The sequence below is a fragment of the Povalibacter sp. genome, from assembly GCF_036735925.1.
Lineage (GTDB): Bacteria > Pseudomonadota > Gammaproteobacteria > Steroidobacterales > Steroidobacteraceae > Steroidobacter.
The window spans coordinates 33,952-50,901 of the sequence record NZ_DAINNK010000009.1; the positions used below are offsets into that span (position 1 = coordinate 33,952).

Here is a 16,950-nt window from a genome sequence, read left to right on the forward strand (position 1 = left end):
GGCCCCACAGAGAGTTTCCTTGATCGTCACTCCGTGTGAAATCTCCGGCCGTGTCGACTTCGCGCGACGCCATCCGTCCTCGGGATGTGCGTCATCGTGAGGACCGAGCCATGAATCACCCCGTCGTCAGCGAAGCCGAGTGGCTTGCCGCGCGCAGGCGGCATCTGTTGCGGGAGAACGATCTGCGGCGGCAGCTCGACGATCTGCGGCGACAGCGGCGGGAATTGCCGTGGATGGCAGTGATCAAGGCATATTCGTTCTTCGGCGCGCAAGGCAGGCAGACGCTGGTGGATCTGTTCGGCAACTGCAGCCAGCTCGTGGTGCAGCACTTCATGTTTGCGCCGGAGTGGGAAGAAGGCTGCGTCGGCTGTTCGTTCCAGGCGGATCATGTCGATGCCGCCTTCGTCCATCTGCAGCATCACGATGTCGCCTTCGCGGCCGTTGCACGCGCGCCGTGGCCGAAGCTGGATGCCTTTCGGCGCCGCATGGGCTGGAAGTTTCACTGGGTCTCGTCCTACGGCAGCGATTTCAACCGGGATTTCAGCGTGTCGTTCCAGCCGCAGGAGCTGACTGACGGACCGGTGTTCTACAACTTCGAGGATCAGTATCTGGCGAGCGAGGAGATGCCCGGCATCAGCGTATTCCTGCGCGACAGCGACGGCGTCATCTATCGCACTTACTCTGCCTACGGTCGCGGCACCGAACTGCTGGTCGGCGCCTACAGCTATCTCGATCTGACGCCGAAGGGACGCAACGAGACAGGCCCCGCTTTCGATCTCACCGATTGGGTGCGGCTCCACGATCGCTATGAACTGCCCGTGGCGCCTGTCTGCTGCTATCGGCGATAGCGGCTTCTCATTTCGGACTCCTGGGCGCCGCTCGCTTGCGTTGCCTGCGCTTCGCCTTCAGTTCGGTGACGCGGGCGCGACGCGATAGCCGCTGTTCCTCGAGACGGTCGCGTCGCGCGAGCTGGAAGGCCACGCGTTGTGCCTGCCGATCCAGCCGGGCCGCTTCACGTTCCTTCTCTGCGGCCTTGCGATCGAGCATCCGGGCGATCTTCAGCGCGGCCCGGGCGATCTCCCGTTCCTCGCGCGCAGCCCGCAACTTCGCGCGCGCCACGGCCTTCGCGCGTGCCGCTTCGAGCCGGGCGGCGATCTTCTCCCGTGCGATCCGCACCGATGCGGGGACGAGGATTTCCCGCTTGCCGGCAGGTTCGCGCGGCTGCTGTGGCTGGTTGAAGGATCGCGGTTTCACGATGCGATTCTAGTTGCAGCGGCTGACGAGAGCGGCTCCAGGCGCGCTTTTCTGTGGGGCCGGCTTCAGCCGGCCAGACCGGTCTGACAGGGAAATCCGCGGGGTCAGTGCCTGCGCCCGGCCGATCCGGCTGCACGAATGCGGCAGGCGTCACGATTCCGGGGTCCCGGCCTGCTATAGACTTTCGCGCATTGAACAGAAGGGGTGGATCTTGGTCAGGACCGACGAAGTAATCCGGATGGCGATGGCCCTGCCGGAAACCAACGAGCACGATCACTGGGGTCATCGCGGCTTTCGCGTGGGCGAGCACACGTTCGCCGTCCTGTGGCCCGTGGAATCGATCGCCATCCTCAAGCTGTCCTCCGACGACCAGCATCAGCTGCTGTCGATGGACCCGTACACGTTCACCGTCGACCAGTGGGCCGAGCAGGGATGGACCAAGGTGCTCCTCAAGGGCATCACGAGCGGCGACTTCGCCGATCAGCTGGAGCGCGCCTGGCGTCTCGTGGCCCCGAAGAGTGCGCTCAAAGCACTGGACGCGAAACGCGGCTGAGCCGGATCCCGACAGGGATCTGTTGCAATGCATGATCGTCGGCGGAGTGGCCGGGCACCATTCCTCCGCTAGAATGCCGCCATCGAGCACGCCAGGCCGGTAAGCGACCGGCAAAGGTCTGTCCGCTTCAACGGGCATCACGCTCGGGAGAAGCAGTGACCACCGCATTCCTGCATCGACGGCAATTCATCCAGGGCCTCATGGCGGCGTCGTTGCCGGCGGGCCTCATGTCCTGCGCCGAACGCAACCCGAATTCACTCGTCGTCGGCGGCCTGCCCGTCACCTGCAACCTCACGTTGCCCGTGGCCTGCGTCGCCAAGGCGGCCAGCAATGCCAAGTCAGCGCCGGACGCGCCGCGCTATGACTTCGTCTACAGCAAGTACAGCGGCTGGCCGGAGATCAAGGAATCGCTGATGGCGGGCCGCATCCAGGCGGCCTACATGCTCGCGCCGCTGGTCATGGATCTCGCCGACAAGGGCATTCCCGTGAAGATCGTGTCGCTCGGCCATCGCTCGGGCGCGGTGATCATGGTACGCACGGACTCCACGATTCAGAGCTTCAAGCAGCTCACCGGCAAGCGCATCGCCATTCCGAGCCGGTTTGCCGTGGATCTCCTCTTCCTGCGCAAGATGCTGGCCGAAGAGAACATGACGGTCGACCAGCTGCAGATCGTCGAGATGCCGCCGCCCGACATGCCGGCGGCGTTGTATGCGAATGCAGTCGATGCCTATTGCACGGGCGAGCCGTTCGGCGCGGCTGCGCAAAGCGCGGGTTATGCACGACCGCTGCGCATGACGCGCGATGAATGGCCGAAGTACATCTGCTGCGTGCTCACGGTGCGCGAGGAACTGATCGCGGAGAACCGGCCGATGGTCCAGGACCTGGTCAATCAGATCCTCGGCGCCGGGGTATGGCTCGATCAGAAACAGGATCATCGCAACAAGGCGGTCGAAATCGCCGCGGGCCGCGATTACTTCAATCAGGACCCGAACATCATCCGCTTCGTCATGGAGAATCCCACCGATCGCGTGACGTACGGCGACCTGCGAATGATCCGCTCGGAGTTTGAGGAGCTGATGCAGCTGTCGATCGAGGCAGGAACGATCAAGCATCCCATCGCCTACGAAAAATACATGGACGAGAGTTTCGCGCGCGTGGCGCAGGCCGCGACGATCCATCTCTGATCGGGCGCTTCGTCCATAACTCCACGCCGGTCTGCCGATAGCGAGAATCAATGGGCTGCCGATTGCCGCTGGCGGACGGCGCGCTCTATAAGCACGCTGGGGAAATGTAGACGCATCATGACGAGCCGGCCCACTACGACACGAAGAAATTTCCAGCACCCCAAGGGCAGGCGGGCGGTCCTGGGACTGTTGTGCGCGATCGGGCTGGCGACGCTCTCGGCTTCCGCGGGGGCGGCGGCCCCGGCGCTCAAGGCAGGCGTGTTCGATCCGCCGCGGGTGGCACCGGACTTCTCGCTGCAAGGCTCGGGCGGTGCGCCGCTGAAGCTCAGCGACTATCGCGGCCGGGTCGTCCTGCTGGGATTCGGCTTCACGTCCTGTCCCGATGTCTGTCCCACGACGCTGTCGGTGCTGGCGGCGGCGCGCAAGAAACTCGGCGCGGCGGCTTCTGACGCACAGGTCATCTACCTGACCGTCGATCCGGAACGCGATACCGCCGCGCGCATGAAGCAGTACCTCGGCACCTTCGATCCGACGTTCGTGGGCGGCACCGGTACGGTCGATCAGATGGCAGCCGTGCGCAAGGACTACGGCATCCAGGCAGAGAAGAAGGTGTTCGGCAACAACTACATGGTCGCGCATTCGTCCTACGTGTACCTGATCGACCGCAAGGGCGCGCTGCGTGCGCTCATGCCCTACGGGCACACGCCGGATGATTACGTGCACGACCTCCGGGTCCTGCTGAGCGAATGAAGTCTCGTGCCGGTGCAGCGATCGGCGGAGCGTTCGCAGTCGGGCTACTGGCGATTCTGGGCTGGGCGGGGTTCGCTCCGATCGACAAACCTGCGTCGCGCGAGGAAGTGTTCGAGATTCCGCAGGGAACGTGGGCGCGGCGCATGGCCGGCGATCTGGTGGACATCCTGCCGAACGAGATCCGGTTGACGCTCGGTGTGAACGACGTGCTGCTGCTCAGGAATCTCGACGATGTGCCGCAGACGTTTGGCCCGGCACTGATGATGCCGGGACAGAGTTTCCGGCTGCCGTTCGAAGTGGCTTCGGAGTACCAGTTCGCATGCACGGCGCACGCGAGCGGGCAGATGACGGTCATCGTCTATCCGGAACCGTCGACGCCGTGGAGACGCATCGCCTGGCGTGTGCGCGAGCAATGGTCGAAGTTGAAAGCGTGAGAGAACAAGAACAGGTATGGAACGGGTAAAGCAATCACTACCGGCACTCGCCATCGTCGCGCTGCTTATCGGCGCGTGGTGGATCAGCGTCGTCGTCACGAAGAGCATGATCTTCCCGTCGCCCTGGAAGGTGGTGACGGGCACGGCCGAGCTGATCGAGGACGGAACATTGTGGATGCACATCGGTGCGTCGCTCATGCGCGTCGGCGCCGGCTTTTTTCTGGCTGTCATCGTGGCCATTCCGCTCGGACTCTGGATGGGGTGGGTGCGCGGGGCGTATGACACGCTGAATCCGCTGTTCCAGATCCTGCGCCCGATCTCGCCGATCGCCTGGATCCCGATTGCCATTCTCTGGTTTGGCGTCGGCAACGCATCGCCCATCTATCTCATCTTCATCTCGTCGGTCTTTCCGATGATCGTGCAGACCGTCGTCGGCGTGCACACGATCGAGAAGCGCTATCTCAGGGCCGCGGAGAATTTCGGCGTGTCGCGCTACACGCTGTTCACGCAGGTCGTCATACCGGCCGTGCTGCCGCAGATCATCGTCGGCATGCGCATCGGCCTTGGCGTGGCGTGGCTCGTCGTGGTGGCGGCCGAGATGATCGCGCTGCGCTCGGGACTCGGCTACATGATCATGGATTCGCGTAACGCCGGTAACCGTTACGACCTCGTGATCGCCGGCATGATCATCATCGGTCTCATCGGGCTGATGCTCGACGGGAGCATGCGGATGCTCGAAGGGTTGAAGCTGGTGCGGTGGCGCTATGTCCATTGAAGCGGATAGCGAATGGCGGATCGTGAATGGCAGGAACGAGAGAGAGCGGCCAGTGCATCCCATCAAGATCGAAGTGCGCGATCTGCGCAAGAGTTTCGTCAAGGACGGCAGTGCGCTCAACGTCGTCGATGACGTGAGCTTTTCCGTGCGCGACGGCGAGTTCGTCGCCATCGTCGGACCATCGGGCTGCGGCAAGTCGACGCTGATGAACATCATCGCCGGCTTCATCCAGCCGGATCAGGGCGCGGTGATCATCGACGGCAAGCCGCGCAACAAACCCAACGCGAAGGGCATCCTGATCTCGCAGCACGGCTCGGTGTTCCCGTGGCTCACCGTGCAGGAGAACCTGATGTTCGGTCTCAACGGTCACTCGCCGGCGAAGAAGGTGGAGATCGCGGATCACTACGCGGCGATCGTCGGGCTGACGGGCTTCGAGAAGAGTTACCCGCATGAATTGTCGGGCGGCATGCTGAAGCGTGCCGAGATCGCGCGCGCACTGGCCGTCCGGCCGGAAGTGCTCTACATGGACGAGCCCTTCTCGGCGCTGGATGCGCTCATGAGCCTGCGCATGCGCAACGAGTTGCTGCGCATCCTCGCTCAGGAGCGTCACACGGTGATGCTCATCACCCATGATGTGGAGGAGGCGATCCACCTCGCCGATCGCATCATGGTCCTGTCGCCGCGGCCGACCCGGATCCAGGCGAGCTTCGATGTGCCGTTCCCGCATCCGCGCAAGCTGGCGAGTCCGGAGGCGCAGGAGTTGCGTGTGGCGATTCTGAGGGAGCTGGGAGTGGATGCGTACGGCGATTGATCCTGTGGGGCCGGCTGTAGCCGAATGGCACTGACTCAAGGATCTGCTCTGCCTGTGGGGCCGGCTTTAGCCGGCCTTTTAAGGAGTCAGGCTGAAGCCTGACCTACAGAAAGAAGCCGGTCGCAGGTCATTCACCGTCGAGTGCATCCAGAAATGCTTTCGCGAACTGCGGTCCGAGGCCGGCCTCTTCGTGCTTGAAGTAGACGTAGACCTCTTTGCATCCGGCCGTGGCGTCGCGAATACGCGCCGCCCAGCCCGCGATATCGTCCGGAGAATAGCCTTCGTCGCGCAGGCGGAAATATGCATAGTCGGCCGTCAGGACGAGCGGCGTGGTCATCGTCACGCTGTCGGCGACGCACAGGGCGAGGTTGCGCGCCCGCAGCCGCGCATAGACTTCTTCGTTCAGCCATGAGCCGTGACGGAACTCGAAGGCGCCGCACGTGCCTTCCGGCAGGGTTTCCAGGAAGGCATCGAGCAACGGCAGGTTCTGGCGCAGGCTCGGCGGCAGCTGGAAGAGCAGGGCGCCGAGCTTCGGTCCGAGCCTGGCGGCCGTCTCGACGAAATATTTCACCGAGTCCGCGCAATCGTGCAGCTTCGCTTCGTGCGTGATCCGCTTCGGCGCCTTCAGCGTCAGTTTGAAGCGGGCCGGTGTGGCGTCGTTCCACCCCTGCAGCGTCTTCGCATTCGGCATCCGGTAGTAGGTGTAGTTGATCTCGACCGTCGTCAGCCGCTGCGCGTAGTACGGCAGCATCTGGTCGCCGGCGATCTTCTGCGGATAGAAGCCGCCCTTCCATTCGTCGTAGTTGTAACCGGAGGTGCCGACCCAGAGCGCCATGACGTCCTCGGAGGGAGAAGTTTCACACGGAGTTCACGGAGAACACGGAGTTCAAGACAAAGAGAAGAAAGTTTCCACGGGGGACACGGGGAACACGGGGACAAGAAGATTTCTTTCTGTTCCGAGCCCCGTGTTCCCCGTGTCCCCCGTGGAAATTCTTCTTCCTCCTACTCTGCAGAGACGAGACGACGGTACTGGCCGAGGTGACGGATGGCGTGCTGTGCCTTGCCCATCGCTTCGTACAGGCGGGCGAGGTTGAAATGGCCGTCGGCCAGCGTCGGGTCTTCGGTGATTGCCGCCTGATAGGCCTCGACCGCGGCGGCGGGCCGGTCCAGGTCTTCCATCAGCACGCCGAGGTTGAACATGAGAACAGGATCCGGTCCGCACTGTTCCATCGCGCGCCGATAAATGATCTCGGCTTCGCCGGTCTGATGCTGCTCGTGGAGCAGCCGACCGAGGTTGATCCACGCGGCGCAGTGATCGGGTTCGGCTGCGACCACGCGCTCATAGGCGGCGCGCGCTTCCTGCGGATTGCTCGTTTCGAGTTCGAGTGCCCGATCGAACCAGTCATCGACATCCTGCGCTTCGGAATCGGCGGCTTCCTCCTTGCGCTCGACGACGCGCACGACGCCGTTCTCGACGCTGACGTCGAAGCCCAGCACATACTGGCCGCTGTCGGCATGGAAATGATTCCTGCCGTCGCGCACCACCACTTCGTCGCCGATCGCGCTGATGCTGAGACCGGAGAGCGGTGCTTCTTCGGGCAGGTGGCGCCGCAGATCCTGCAGCGAGCGATTGATACGACGTACGGGGACTTTCGCTTCGAGCAGCGACCGCGCGGCCCGCAGCACGATGAGATCCTGAAAGGAGAAGCGCAGTTCGCGCTTCGGTCCCCGTTCCGGCTTGACGAAGCCGTTCTTGATCAGCCCGCGCAACGTACTGCGCGAGAGGCGCAGGATTCGTTCGATGTCGGCGGCGCTGTAGGTCTGCATCGGATCCAGGCGATCTGTTTCTTTCTGTAGGTCAGGCTTCAGCCTGACTCCGAAAATGGCCGGCTGAAGCCGGCCCCACAGTAAGAAGCTCTAGCTACCTCTTGCCCGCTTTCCGGGCCACCTTCGCCGGCTGTTCGACGCGCTTGGCCGCCTTGCGCGGGCCGAGCTTCGAGACGCTGGCTTTCGCGGTGTCGCTCTTTTCCAGGCTGGCGCGCAGGGCATCCATGAGATCGATGACCTTGCCGCCGGTTTCGGGCTGCGCTTCGGACACGGAAATTTCCTGGCCTTCGACTTTCTTCTGGATGGCAGCTTCGATGCGTACGCGCACGTCATCGGTGTAGGCGGTCGGGTCGAACGAGGTTGCCGATTGCTGGTCGATGAGCTGGCGGGCGAGTTTCAGCTCCTGCGGTTTCACATCGATCTTGGCGACGTCCATCTCGGTAGCGGGCCGGACATCGGACGCGAAGTACAGCTGCTGCATCGTCAGCACATCGCCCACCGGCCGCAGCGCCACGATGTGGGATTTTCCGCGCGAAGCCCAGTGCGCGACGGCACAGCGCTTCGATTCCTTGAGTGCTTCGACCAGCAGGGCATAGGGCTTGGCTGCGCCCTTGTCCGGTGCGAGGTAGTAGGTCTTGTCGAAGTAGACGGGATCGATCGCTTCGATGGGCACGAACTCGGAGATGTCGACGGAGTGCGTGCCGACTTCCTCGAGCTGCTTGATCTCTTCCGGCGTGAAGCGGACGTACTGGTCCTTGGCGAATTCGTAACCCTTCACCATCTCGCCGCGATCGACGATCACGCCTTCCTTCTGGCAGATGTACTGCTGCTTGAGGCGCGAGCCACACGTCGCATGCAGCAGATTGAAGGAGATGGCATTGCTCGACTGCGTGGCCGAGTAAAGCTTCACCGGAATGGCGACGAGTCCGAAGGAAATCGTCAGGGAACCGATAGAACGTGCGGCCATGGCTGCCTCTTGTTTGCCGTCTGCCGAGTGGGAATGCCTCGCGCCTCAAGGACGTTCCGGCAGCCACTATTCCGACCTGCTTACCGAGTTATTTTCGACCGTTACTTCCGAAGACTTTCGCAAGATTCTGTTTTATCGAAAGAACATCATGCCACCGGTCGCCGGTCTTTTCCAAGCGCTCGAGCACGTTTCGCATGGTGAAGTGCCCGGGTTCGGCGGCTTCCAGCTCCTCCCAGGTCAGGGGCATGGAGACCGGGGCCCCCGGCACCCCGCGGGGGGAATAGGCCACGTTCAGGGTCTTGCCCCGGACATTCATGTTGTAGTCGATGAAGATCTTGCCGGTCCGTTTCACCACGGCCCATTCCAGGGTCACTTCCTTCGGATGGGCCTGCATGACGTGACGGCCGACCAGCTCGCAGAGGTGGCGGGCCTCGTCGAAGGTCAGGCTGCGCTCGATCGGCACGAACACGTGCAGGCCCGTCTTGCCGGACGTCTTCACCCGCGCCGTGAGCGACATTTCCTTGAGCAGGTCGTTGATCCAGAAGGCCACGCGTTTGCCGACGGCAAAGCCTTTCTTGTTGAGCTCCGGCTCGGCGCCCTTCGCTTCCTTGCCGGAATAGATGTACGGATCGATGTCGAAGACCAGGTAGTCGGGATAGTTCAGCACCGAGGCTTCCATCGACTCGATGGAACTGTCGTAGTCGGTGCTCTTGCTCTTCGAATCCGCGGCGACTTTCGCGCGCGAATGCCAGACGTGGAATTCGAGCGTGCCGACCTGGCCGAGCCACAGCAGCGTCGGCAGATTGTTGCCCATCACGTATTCATGCTTGCCTTCGCGATGCTCGGAAAACACCGAGACGGTCTCCACGAACGCCGGCCGTTCCTGCTCCCAATGCTTCTGGAAGAAACGCTCGCCGCCGATGCCTTCGGGCATGCGGATCAGGGTGAGCGGCCGGTCGCGCAGGTGCGGAATCATGAAGGGCGCCACGCGCGCGAGATAGCGCAGATGCTCGCGCTTGGTGATGGCAGGAAATTTCGCGGCCTTGTCGGCCGGCCAGTATTCGCGATCGAGATTGGTCAGGCGGATCTTCGCATCGCCGACGACGAGCTCGAGCTGCTGCGCCTTGTTGTCCAGCTGTTCGAGCACCGACTCGATGTCGTTCGTCGGTGTCTTCTTCGGCTTGGCGCCGCCGGCCTTCCTGTCCGGCCCGGTGCGGACTGCCTTCGGTTCGATGTCATTGCGCAGGCGCAGGAAGATCGGGCTGCGCAGGTGCCCGTCCGGCGTCCATGCATCGAACTGGATTTCTGCCACCAGCTCGGGCTTCAACCACGTGGCCGGTGCATTGAGCGGCGGCTTCTCCGCGAACGGCGAGGTCTTCGTTTCGAGCGTGCTCGCGTACGCGAGAATCTGCTTGATGGACGCGTCCGTCAGGCCGGAGCCGGAGTGAGCCACGTAGCGCAGTTGCCGGCCCTTGTAGTAACCGAGCACCAGCGCCCCCAGCTTGCCGCGGCCGCGACGTCCCTGGGTATAGCCGCCCACGACGAACTCGCCGGTGCGTCTCGACTTGTACTTCACCCAGGCGGCGGAACGCTTGCCCGGTTGATACACGCTGTCGCACCGCTTCGCGACGATGCCTTCGAAGCCGCTGGCCAGCGACGCTGAGAACAGTTGCTCGGCATCATGCGATGCATGCACGAGCTGCACGTGTGCCGACGGCAGCAGGCATTGCGTCAGATAACGGCGACGTTCCAGGTAGGTCGCGCCGCGCAGATTCATGCCGGCGAAGTGCAGCAGGTCGAAGCACAGGAAAATGACGGGATTGTCGCGCCGCGCAGCGCCGAGTTCCTTCGCGCCCTTGCGCTGTGCACGATTCTGCAGCGCGTTGAAGGAGGGCTTGCCGTCGTCGTCGAGCGCGACGATCTCGCCGTCCAGCAGCATGGTATCGACGTGCTGCTGCTGCAGTTCTTCGACGACTTCCGGAAACAGCGGCGTGAGATCGATGCCGCGGCGCGACTGCAGAAAGACATTGCCCTCGTCGATGTAGGCCAGCACGCGATAGCCATCGAGCTTGGGTTCGTACATCCAGTCGGCCTGCGTCTGCGGATCGTCGCCCGATTCCGCCAGCATCGGTTCGAGTTGCTGCGGCAGCGCTTCGGCGGGCCCCGCGGGTGCAAGCAATCTCGCTGAGAGACGCTGCCGATCGACGTCGGCGATTTCATCCAGCGTGACGCCGGAAAGCACCGAGGTGTTCTGCGCCAGCAGCGTGTCGACGCCGGCGAAGCGATCCTTGTGCTTGATGAGCAGCCACTGCTTGTCCGTGGAGGTGCGGACCAGCGCGAACGATCCCTTCAGCTTCTCGCCGCGCAGAAAGAAACTCAGCTTGCCGTTCGCGAGTTCGCGTCGCAGCCGTTCTTCCGCTTCCTCGCGATCGCCGAACGAATACCTGCCACCCTCGTCCGGCGAATAGACGCCGCAGTCCCAGACGATGACATTGCCCGCGCCGTACTGCTTCTCCGGGATCACGCCCTCGAACGAGGCGTAATCGAACGGATGATCTTCCACTTCGACCGCCAGCCGCTTCTCGCCGACCTGCAGCGACGGACCCTTCGGCACGGCCCAGGATTTGAGCACGCCATCGAGTTCGAGCCGGAAGTCGTAGTGCAGGCGTCGCGCCGCGTGCTTCTGCACGATGAACAGCAGCGGCCCGCTGCGCTCCACGAGCTTCGGCCCCGGCTCCGGCGTGCGCGTGAACTTGCGCTTCGCGGCGTATTTTTCCAGCGGACGTTTCATGAAGAGGAAGAATGTTTCACACGGAGATCACGGAGTCCACGGAGGTCGGAAGAAGAATTTCCACGGGGGAGGAAGGGGAACACGGGGAGCACGGGGTTCGGAACGGAAAAGTTCTTCTTCCCCGTGTCCCCCGTGTTCCCCTTCCTTCCCCGTGGAAATTCTCTTCTCCGTGATCTCCGTGTGAAACATTCTTACTCGAGCTTCCCGATGAACCGCCACACGGCGATGAGGACACCGAAGCCGAAGTAGAGGCCGAACAGGGCGATGAGCATCAGCAGCGCCATCTGAAACGTGATGACGTGTTTGACGAGCAGCGTCAGCACGGCGGCGATCAGGAGCGTGAACGAGGCCACGACGGTCGCGACGATCCGGAGTTTGCGGGTGTCGCTCATTGCTGCAGATGCTGCGTCCACGCGACCAGCGTGCGCAGCGCTTCGTCGCGTACGTCGGCGTCCTTGCGGCCGCTGCGTGCCGGTACGTGAAAGGAATGATCCGCATCCGCCAGGAGTTTCAGCGTGGCGCGCGTGCCGAGGCCGGTGACTACCGGTTGCAGCAGATCGAGCGTCGCGAGTTCGTCGCGCGTTCCCTGCAGGAAGAGCATCGGGATGCGCACGTCAGCCAGATGGGCTGCGCGTTCGATCGAAGGTTTGCCGGCGGGATGCAGCGGGAAGGCGAGGAAGGCAAGACCGCGGACACCGGGCAGCGGCGCCAATGCCTGGGCCTGCGATGTCATGCGGCCGCCGAACGACCGGCCGCCCGCGATCAGCGGCAGATCGCCCGCAACCTGCGCGGCCATCGATACGGCGGCGCGCACGGTCGCGTGGCACAGCGGCGGCGGATCGGGTCGCTTCGAACCGCGCTCCATGTAGGGAAACTGGTAACGCAATGTCGCGACGCCGAGATCGGCGAGTCCGTTCGCGAGCGTTGCCATGGAGGCATGAGTCATCCCGGCGCCAGCGCCGTGGCTGAGCACGTAGCACGCTGTTGCCTGTGTCGGTCGCAGGTACAGCCCGCTGACGGTGAGCGATTCGCCCACCGCGATGGAAACCGGCTCGGCCGCAGCGGCAGTCATGCATCGAGGCTACACCAGCGCGGTGCGAGCGGACACCGCTCTTCCTGTGGGGCCGGCTTCAGCCGGCCTTCTTGAGAAGTCAGGCTAAAGCCTGACCTACAGAAGAGGCCGGCTGAAGCCGGCCCCACAGGGAGGAATTGCGCTAGTCGATCATCTCCGCCGGCGCCACGAACGCGCCCGACTGTCGCTCGAACAACCGGCGATAGTGACCGTGCGACTGGCGCAGCAGCGTCTCGTGATTGCCGTCCTCGATGATGCGGCCCTGCTCGAACACCAGGATCCGGTCCACCGCGCGCACGGTGGACAGCCGGTGCGCGATGATGATCGACGTGCGTCCCCTCATCAGTCGTTCCATCGCTTCCTGGATCAACGCCTCCGATTCCGAATCCAGGCTCGACGTCGCTTCGTCCAGGATCAGGATCGGCGCGTCGGCGAGGAAGGCGCGCGCCAGTGCGACGCGCTGGCGTTCGCCGCCCGACAGCTTGATGCCGCGCTCGCCGACCAGCGTCTGATAACCGCGCGGCAGTCGCGCGATGAAGTCGTGCGCGTTGGCGAGCCGCGCCGCACGTTCGATCTGTGCCTGCGTGGCGTCGGGCTTCGCATACGCGATGTTCTCCGCCAGGCTGCGATGAAACAGGATCGGCTCCTGCGGCACGATCGCGATCTGCGAGCGCAGCGATTCCTGAGTCGCGTGGGCAACGTCCTGTCCGTCGATCAGCACGTGGCCCGACTTCACGTCGTAGAGCCGCTGGATCAGCTTGACGAACGTCGTCTTGCCGGAGCCCGAATGTCCCACCAGCCCGATGCGCTGCCCGCCGGCGATGCGCACGTTCAGGTCGCGATACAGCGGCTGATGATGTCCCGCATAGCTGAAGGTGACGTGCTCGAAGCGCACTTCACCGTTCGTGATGCGCAGCGGCGCAGCGCCCGGCGCATCGGCGACGCCCAGCGGTTCGTCATACAGGCGCACCATCTCTTCCATCTCGTTCACGGAACGCTGCAGCTGATGGACATGCTGTCCGATCTCGCGCAGGTAGCCGTGCACGACGAAGTAGGTGGTGAGGACGTACGTGATCTCGCCCGGCGTGGCCTTGCCCTGCGACCACAGCCACAGCGCCACGCCCGTGATGGATGTGCGGATCGCCCACAGCAGCGCGAGCTGCGTGCTGCCGCTCCAGGTATGGCGCATCCAGGTCCGCGAAGTACGTCGCCGCCATTTGTCGACGACGCGCGCCAGCCGCGCATCCTCGCGCTGCTCCGCACCGAATGCCTTGACCACGGCGTTGGAACTGAGCGCATCGGCCAGCACGCCGCCGATCTTCGTGTCCTGCGCATTCGACAGGCGCGACGCCGGCGCGATGATCCGCGTCGCCACCACGATGCTGAACGTCACGTACGCCGCCGAGCCGATCGCCATGACGACGCCCATCAACGGCCAGTGCGCGCCGAGCAGCACGACCGTGCCGATCAGCACCACAGCCGACGGCAGCAGATACAGCAGCAATACGTCGTCGAGCGTATCGAGCGCCCACATGCCGCGCGTGATCTTGCGCACGATCGAACCGGCGAAGCTGTTGGCATGCCAGTCGGTCGACAGGCGCTGCACGCGATGGAACGTGTCGCGCGCCACCGAAGTCATCAGGCCCAGCGTCAGCGGCACGACGCCCCACCATGCCAGGTGACGCAGCAGGACCAGCATCAGCCCGAGCACGACCATCGTCAGGAACGCGGACAGCGCAGCGTCGGTCGCGCCGCTGGTGACGGCATCGATCAATCGTCCCGCATACACGGGCACGAAGACTTCAGTCAGGGTCGCGAGCGACATGGACAGCGCGATGCCGGCGACCAGCGCACGGCGCCGGCCCCACAGACCGAACGTGAAGGAAAGAACTTTGCGGAGGACTTGAGCGCCCTCTGCGCGGGATATCGTCATGACAGTCCGGCACGTGATGCGTGCCGCTCCAATGCAAACCTCGGGAATGCTTCCAGCGAAGGAAGCCGGTACGAGTCAGCCCCAGCCGGGGCTCAGTGGAAACTCGCCGGCGTGGGAAGGCGCATATGCGATGCGATGTTCATCGATGCCTCCCTCGGGGTTGCATGGAAAGGGGCGGGATTGATACCACCGGTGCGCGGTCCGGGGCAAGCGGGATTTCTGTAGGTCAGGCTTCAGCCTGACTCCGAAGAGGCCGGCTAAAGCCGGCCCCACAGGAAGAAAAGAATCAACGCGCCGCCGTCGTGGCCGCCAGCTCCCGCGCTACCAGCCAGTCGATCAGCTCGATCGTCTGTTGCACGCCGCCCGCCGAACGGACCGTCAGCCGGTATTTGCCGTTGATGACGAGGGTCGGCGTCGAATCGACGCGACAGGCTTTCATCCAGGCTTCCGCGCGCCGGATGTTGCTGTCCACCGCGAACGACTTCGAGGTCTCGACGAATTTCTGCGCATCGACGCCGGTTTTCTGTGCATACCACCGGGCAGCGTCTTCGATGGTCGGGGCAGGCTTTTTGATGCGACCCGAACCGTCGACCACGGCCAGCGGACCGCCGCCCCAGATGGCCGTGAACATGGACTCATGCGTCTTTGCGACCAGCCCGAGTTGCTGTGCCGTATAGAACGCGCGCTGGAACATCGGCCACTGTTCGGCCGTGTTGAAGGAGGCATGCACGAGGACGACCTGCGCCTGCGACGGCAGCTGTTTCTCGATCTCCTCCATGATGGGCAGGAACTGGTTGCAGGCCGGGCAGCCGTACGAAAAGGCTTCGGCGACTTCCACCTTGCCGGGGCCCGCGAGCGTGAGTTGCGCCGGCTGCACCCGGAAATAGTGCTGGCCCTCGGTCCAGGTCGCGGCGCTCGCCGACAGGCCACACAGCATCGCGAACGCAGCAGTCGTCATCGTCCAAAGCAAGCGCATACATCCCCCGGCTCAGGTGCAGTGGGTGCATCATGGCCAGCGACTGCGGCAATGGCAACGCCTGCGCTGATGCATGTGTCGGGTCTGTTCTCCTACTGTGGGGCCGGCTTTCCCGCGGGATTTCCTTCGGTCACAGCCGGCCTCTTCCGGAAGTCAGGCTAAAGCCTGACCTACAGGCCCCCGCTGCGCGGAGGAGGGGACGCACAATCGGCCTTCACCCTGATCGCTGGCGGCTCAATGCGGCGTCAGAGCTGAAACGCCACCGTCAGCAGCAGTCCTTCTGCGATATCCCTCATCAGGCCGGGCGGCTTCGCTTCGTACGCTGCTCCCTGCGTCACCTGTTGCTCGATCCACTGCGCGAACCAGGCGATGTCGTGCGCGCCGTAGAACACGACCGACGCTTCGTGATTCAGCAGCAGGCTGCGCAGATCGAGGTTGATCGAGCCGCTCATCGCCAGCGTCTCATCGACGACCAGCGCCTTCGCGTGAATCATCACGGGCAGCAGGCGGAATTCGACGCCGGCCACGGCGAGATCGCGCATGGCGCGCGAGCGGACGAAATCGGCGAGGCGGTGGTTCGATTCATCGGGCAGCACGATGGTGACACGTACGCCGCGACGCGCGGCCAGCCGCAGCGCGACACGCAGGCTGTCGTCGGGAACGAAGTAGGGCGTTACGGCGAGGATGCGCCGGCGCGCGCGATAGCAGGCATCGACCAGCAGCGACTGCGCGGTGTCTTCCGCCTGATCGGGACCGCTCGGCAGGAATTGCACGAGTGAACCCTGCGACACGCTCGTGGATTGCGGGGCGTGCGTGCCATTCGCCTGGCCGCGCGTGGTGACCGTCCAGTCGAGATCGAACTGCCGCGCAGCTTCCGCGGCGATTGCACCTCGCAGGTCGAACGACAGGTCGAGCCAGGCCGGCACGCCCTTCCAGTCGATGAAGTATTCGGCGGCGAGATTGCGGCCGCCGCTCCACAGCCAGCGGTCGTCGGCGATCACGAACTTGCGATGATTGCGCAGGTTTCTCGGGCCGAGGCGCCGCAGGCTCAGGAACGGCCGGAACACCGCCACTTCGACCCCCGCCTCGCGCAGCCTGCGCATGAACCGGCGCGGGACGAACACGGCCCCGAATCCGTCGAGCAGCAGACGCACGCGTACGCCGGCGCGTGCGCGCTTCGTCAGGCGTTCGATCGCTTCGGCGCCGATCGGATCGTTGCCGATCAGGAAGGTGCAGACATCGAGACGCGACTGCGCCGCATCGATGATTTCCCACAGCGCCGCGCGGGCTTCCAGTCCATCGCGATGCAGGCGTACTTCGGCCAGTGACGGCGGCGCGAGTCCGAAGCACTCGATCAGTTCGGCCGCCCAGTGATGTCCTGCCTCCACATCACCGGTGCGCGGCGTGGCGACGGGACGCAGCTTGCGCTGCCCGAACAGCAGGTAGAGCGGCAGCATCAGATAAGGCACGAGCGCGAGTCCGAGCACCCAGGCAATCGCCGAGGTCGGTGCGCGCCGCTGGTGCTGGCCGCGGGTGGTCAGGATGTAGACGAGCACCGCAATCGCGCTCACCAGCAGGTAGTGAGTCGGCGTAGGCAGCCAGGAGGCGATCACGGTTGTAGAG

At 64.0% G+C, this 16,950-nt stretch carries 17 protein-coding genes; 7 read left to right on the top strand and 10 right to left on the bottom strand.

Annotated features, from left to right (window positions below):
* Window positions 1-110 precede the first annotated feature (110 nt).
* Complete coding sequence (locus V7D81_RS04835) at window positions 111-848, top strand: DUF899 domain-containing protein (RefSeq protein WP_324314897.1); 738 nt, start codon at window positions 111-113, stop codon at window positions 846-848.
* Window positions 849-855: 7 nt separating this feature from the next.
* Here V7D81_RS04835 and V7D81_RS04840 read toward each other — a convergent pair whose 3' ends face one another.
* Window positions 856-1,254: a hypothetical protein gene (locus V7D81_RS04840; RefSeq protein WP_324314899.1), complete on the bottom strand. Its 399-nt coding sequence runs from the start codon at window positions 1,252-1,254 to the stop codon at window positions 856-858.
* A 238-nt stretch (window positions 1,255-1,492) separates the two neighbouring features.
* Here V7D81_RS04840 and V7D81_RS04845 point away from each other — a divergent pair, with 238 nt between their 5' ends.
* The 6 genes from V7D81_RS04845 to V7D81_RS04870 all read left to right on the top strand — a co-directional run bounded on the left by V7D81_RS04845 (window position 1,493) and on the right by V7D81_RS04870 (window position 5,761).
* On the top strand, window positions 1,493-1,807 hold the full coding sequence (locus V7D81_RS04845) for an MmcQ/YjbR family DNA-binding protein (RefSeq protein ID WP_324314900.1): 315 nt from the start codon (window positions 1,493-1,495) through the stop codon (window positions 1,805-1,807).
* Between the two features lie 155 nt (window positions 1,808-1,962).
* Complete coding sequence (locus V7D81_RS04850) at window positions 1,963-2,991, top strand: ABC transporter substrate-binding protein (protein WP_324314902.1); 1,029 nt, start codon at window positions 1,963-1,965, stop codon at window positions 2,989-2,991.
* A 117-nt stretch (window positions 2,992-3,108) separates the two neighbouring features.
* Window positions 3,109-3,741 carry an SCO family protein gene (locus tag V7D81_RS04855; RefSeq protein ID WP_324314904.1) on the top strand — a complete coding sequence of 211 codons (633 nt, stop codon included), beginning with the start codon at window positions 3,109-3,111 and terminating at the stop codon, window positions 3,739-3,741.
* Window positions 3,738-4,175 (top strand): cupredoxin domain-containing protein, encoded by a 438-nt coding sequence (locus V7D81_RS04860; protein ID WP_324314906.1) that lies wholly within the window; start codon window positions 3,738-3,740, stop codon window positions 4,173-4,175. The genes V7D81_RS04855 and V7D81_RS04860 overlap by 4 nt, the downstream gene beginning before the upstream one ends.
* Before the next feature lie 16 nt (window positions 4,176-4,191).
* Window positions 4,192-4,950, top strand: a complete 759-nt coding sequence (locus tag V7D81_RS04865) for an ABC transporter permease (protein ID WP_324314908.1) — start codon at window positions 4,192-4,194, stop codon at window positions 4,948-4,950.
* Between the two features lie 52 nt (window positions 4,951-5,002).
* Complete coding sequence (locus V7D81_RS04870; RefSeq protein WP_324314909.1) at window positions 5,003-5,761, top strand: ABC transporter ATP-binding protein; 759 nt, start codon at window positions 5,003-5,005, stop codon at window positions 5,759-5,761.
* Between the two features lie 127 nt (window positions 5,762-5,888).
* On the opposite strand, the gene V7D81_RS04875 is transcribed toward V7D81_RS04870, so the two are convergent.
* The 9 genes from V7D81_RS04875 to V7D81_RS04915 form a co-directional block, all read right to left on the bottom strand.
* Window positions 5,889-6,596: a DUF72 domain-containing protein gene (locus V7D81_RS04875; protein WP_324314910.1), complete on the bottom strand. Its 708-nt coding sequence runs from the start codon at window positions 6,594-6,596 to the stop codon at window positions 5,889-5,891.
* 167 nt (window positions 6,597-6,763) lie between these two features.
* Window positions 6,764-7,588 carry a tetratricopeptide repeat protein gene (locus tag V7D81_RS04880; RefSeq protein WP_324314912.1) on the bottom strand — a complete coding sequence of 275 codons (825 nt, stop codon included), beginning with the start codon at window positions 7,586-7,588 and terminating at the stop codon, window positions 6,764-6,766.
* A 94-nt stretch (window positions 7,589-7,682) separates the two neighbouring features.
* Entirely contained in the window at window positions 7,683-8,555 is an 873-nt protein-coding gene (gene ku / locus V7D81_RS04885) for a non-homologous end joining protein Ku (RefSeq protein WP_324314914.1), read from the bottom strand.
* Window positions 8,556-8,643: 88 nt separating this feature from the next.
* Complete coding sequence (ligD, locus tag V7D81_RS04890; RefSeq protein ID WP_324314916.1) at window positions 8,644-11,346, bottom strand: non-homologous end-joining DNA ligase; 2,703 nt, start codon at window positions 11,344-11,346, stop codon at window positions 8,644-8,646.
* Between the two features lie 191 nt (window positions 11,347-11,537).
* Complete coding sequence (locus tag V7D81_RS04895; RefSeq protein ID WP_324314918.1) at window positions 11,538-11,738, bottom strand: hypothetical protein; 201 nt, start codon at window positions 11,736-11,738, stop codon at window positions 11,538-11,540.
* Complete coding sequence (locus V7D81_RS04900; protein ID WP_324314920.1) at window positions 11,735-12,418, bottom strand: alpha/beta hydrolase family protein; 684 nt, start codon at window positions 12,416-12,418, stop codon at window positions 11,735-11,737. The genes V7D81_RS04895 and V7D81_RS04900 overlap by 4 nt, the downstream gene beginning before the upstream one ends.
* 142 nt (window positions 12,419-12,560) lie before the next feature.
* Window positions 12,561-14,351: an ABC transporter ATP-binding protein gene (locus V7D81_RS04905; protein WP_324314922.1), complete on the bottom strand. Its 1,791-nt coding sequence runs from the start codon at window positions 14,349-14,351 to the stop codon at window positions 12,561-12,563.
* 286 nt (window positions 14,352-14,637) lie between these two features.
* Window positions 14,638-15,327: a thiol:disulfide interchange protein DsbA/DsbL gene (locus V7D81_RS04910; protein WP_324314924.1), complete on the bottom strand. Its 690-nt coding sequence runs from the start codon at window positions 15,325-15,327 to the stop codon at window positions 14,638-14,640.
* Between the two features lie 245 nt (window positions 15,328-15,572).
* Entirely contained in the window at window positions 15,573-16,940 is a 1,368-nt protein-coding gene (locus tag V7D81_RS04915) for a phospholipase D-like domain-containing protein (protein ID WP_324314925.1), read from the bottom strand.
* Window positions 16,941-16,950 lie beyond the last annotated feature (10 nt).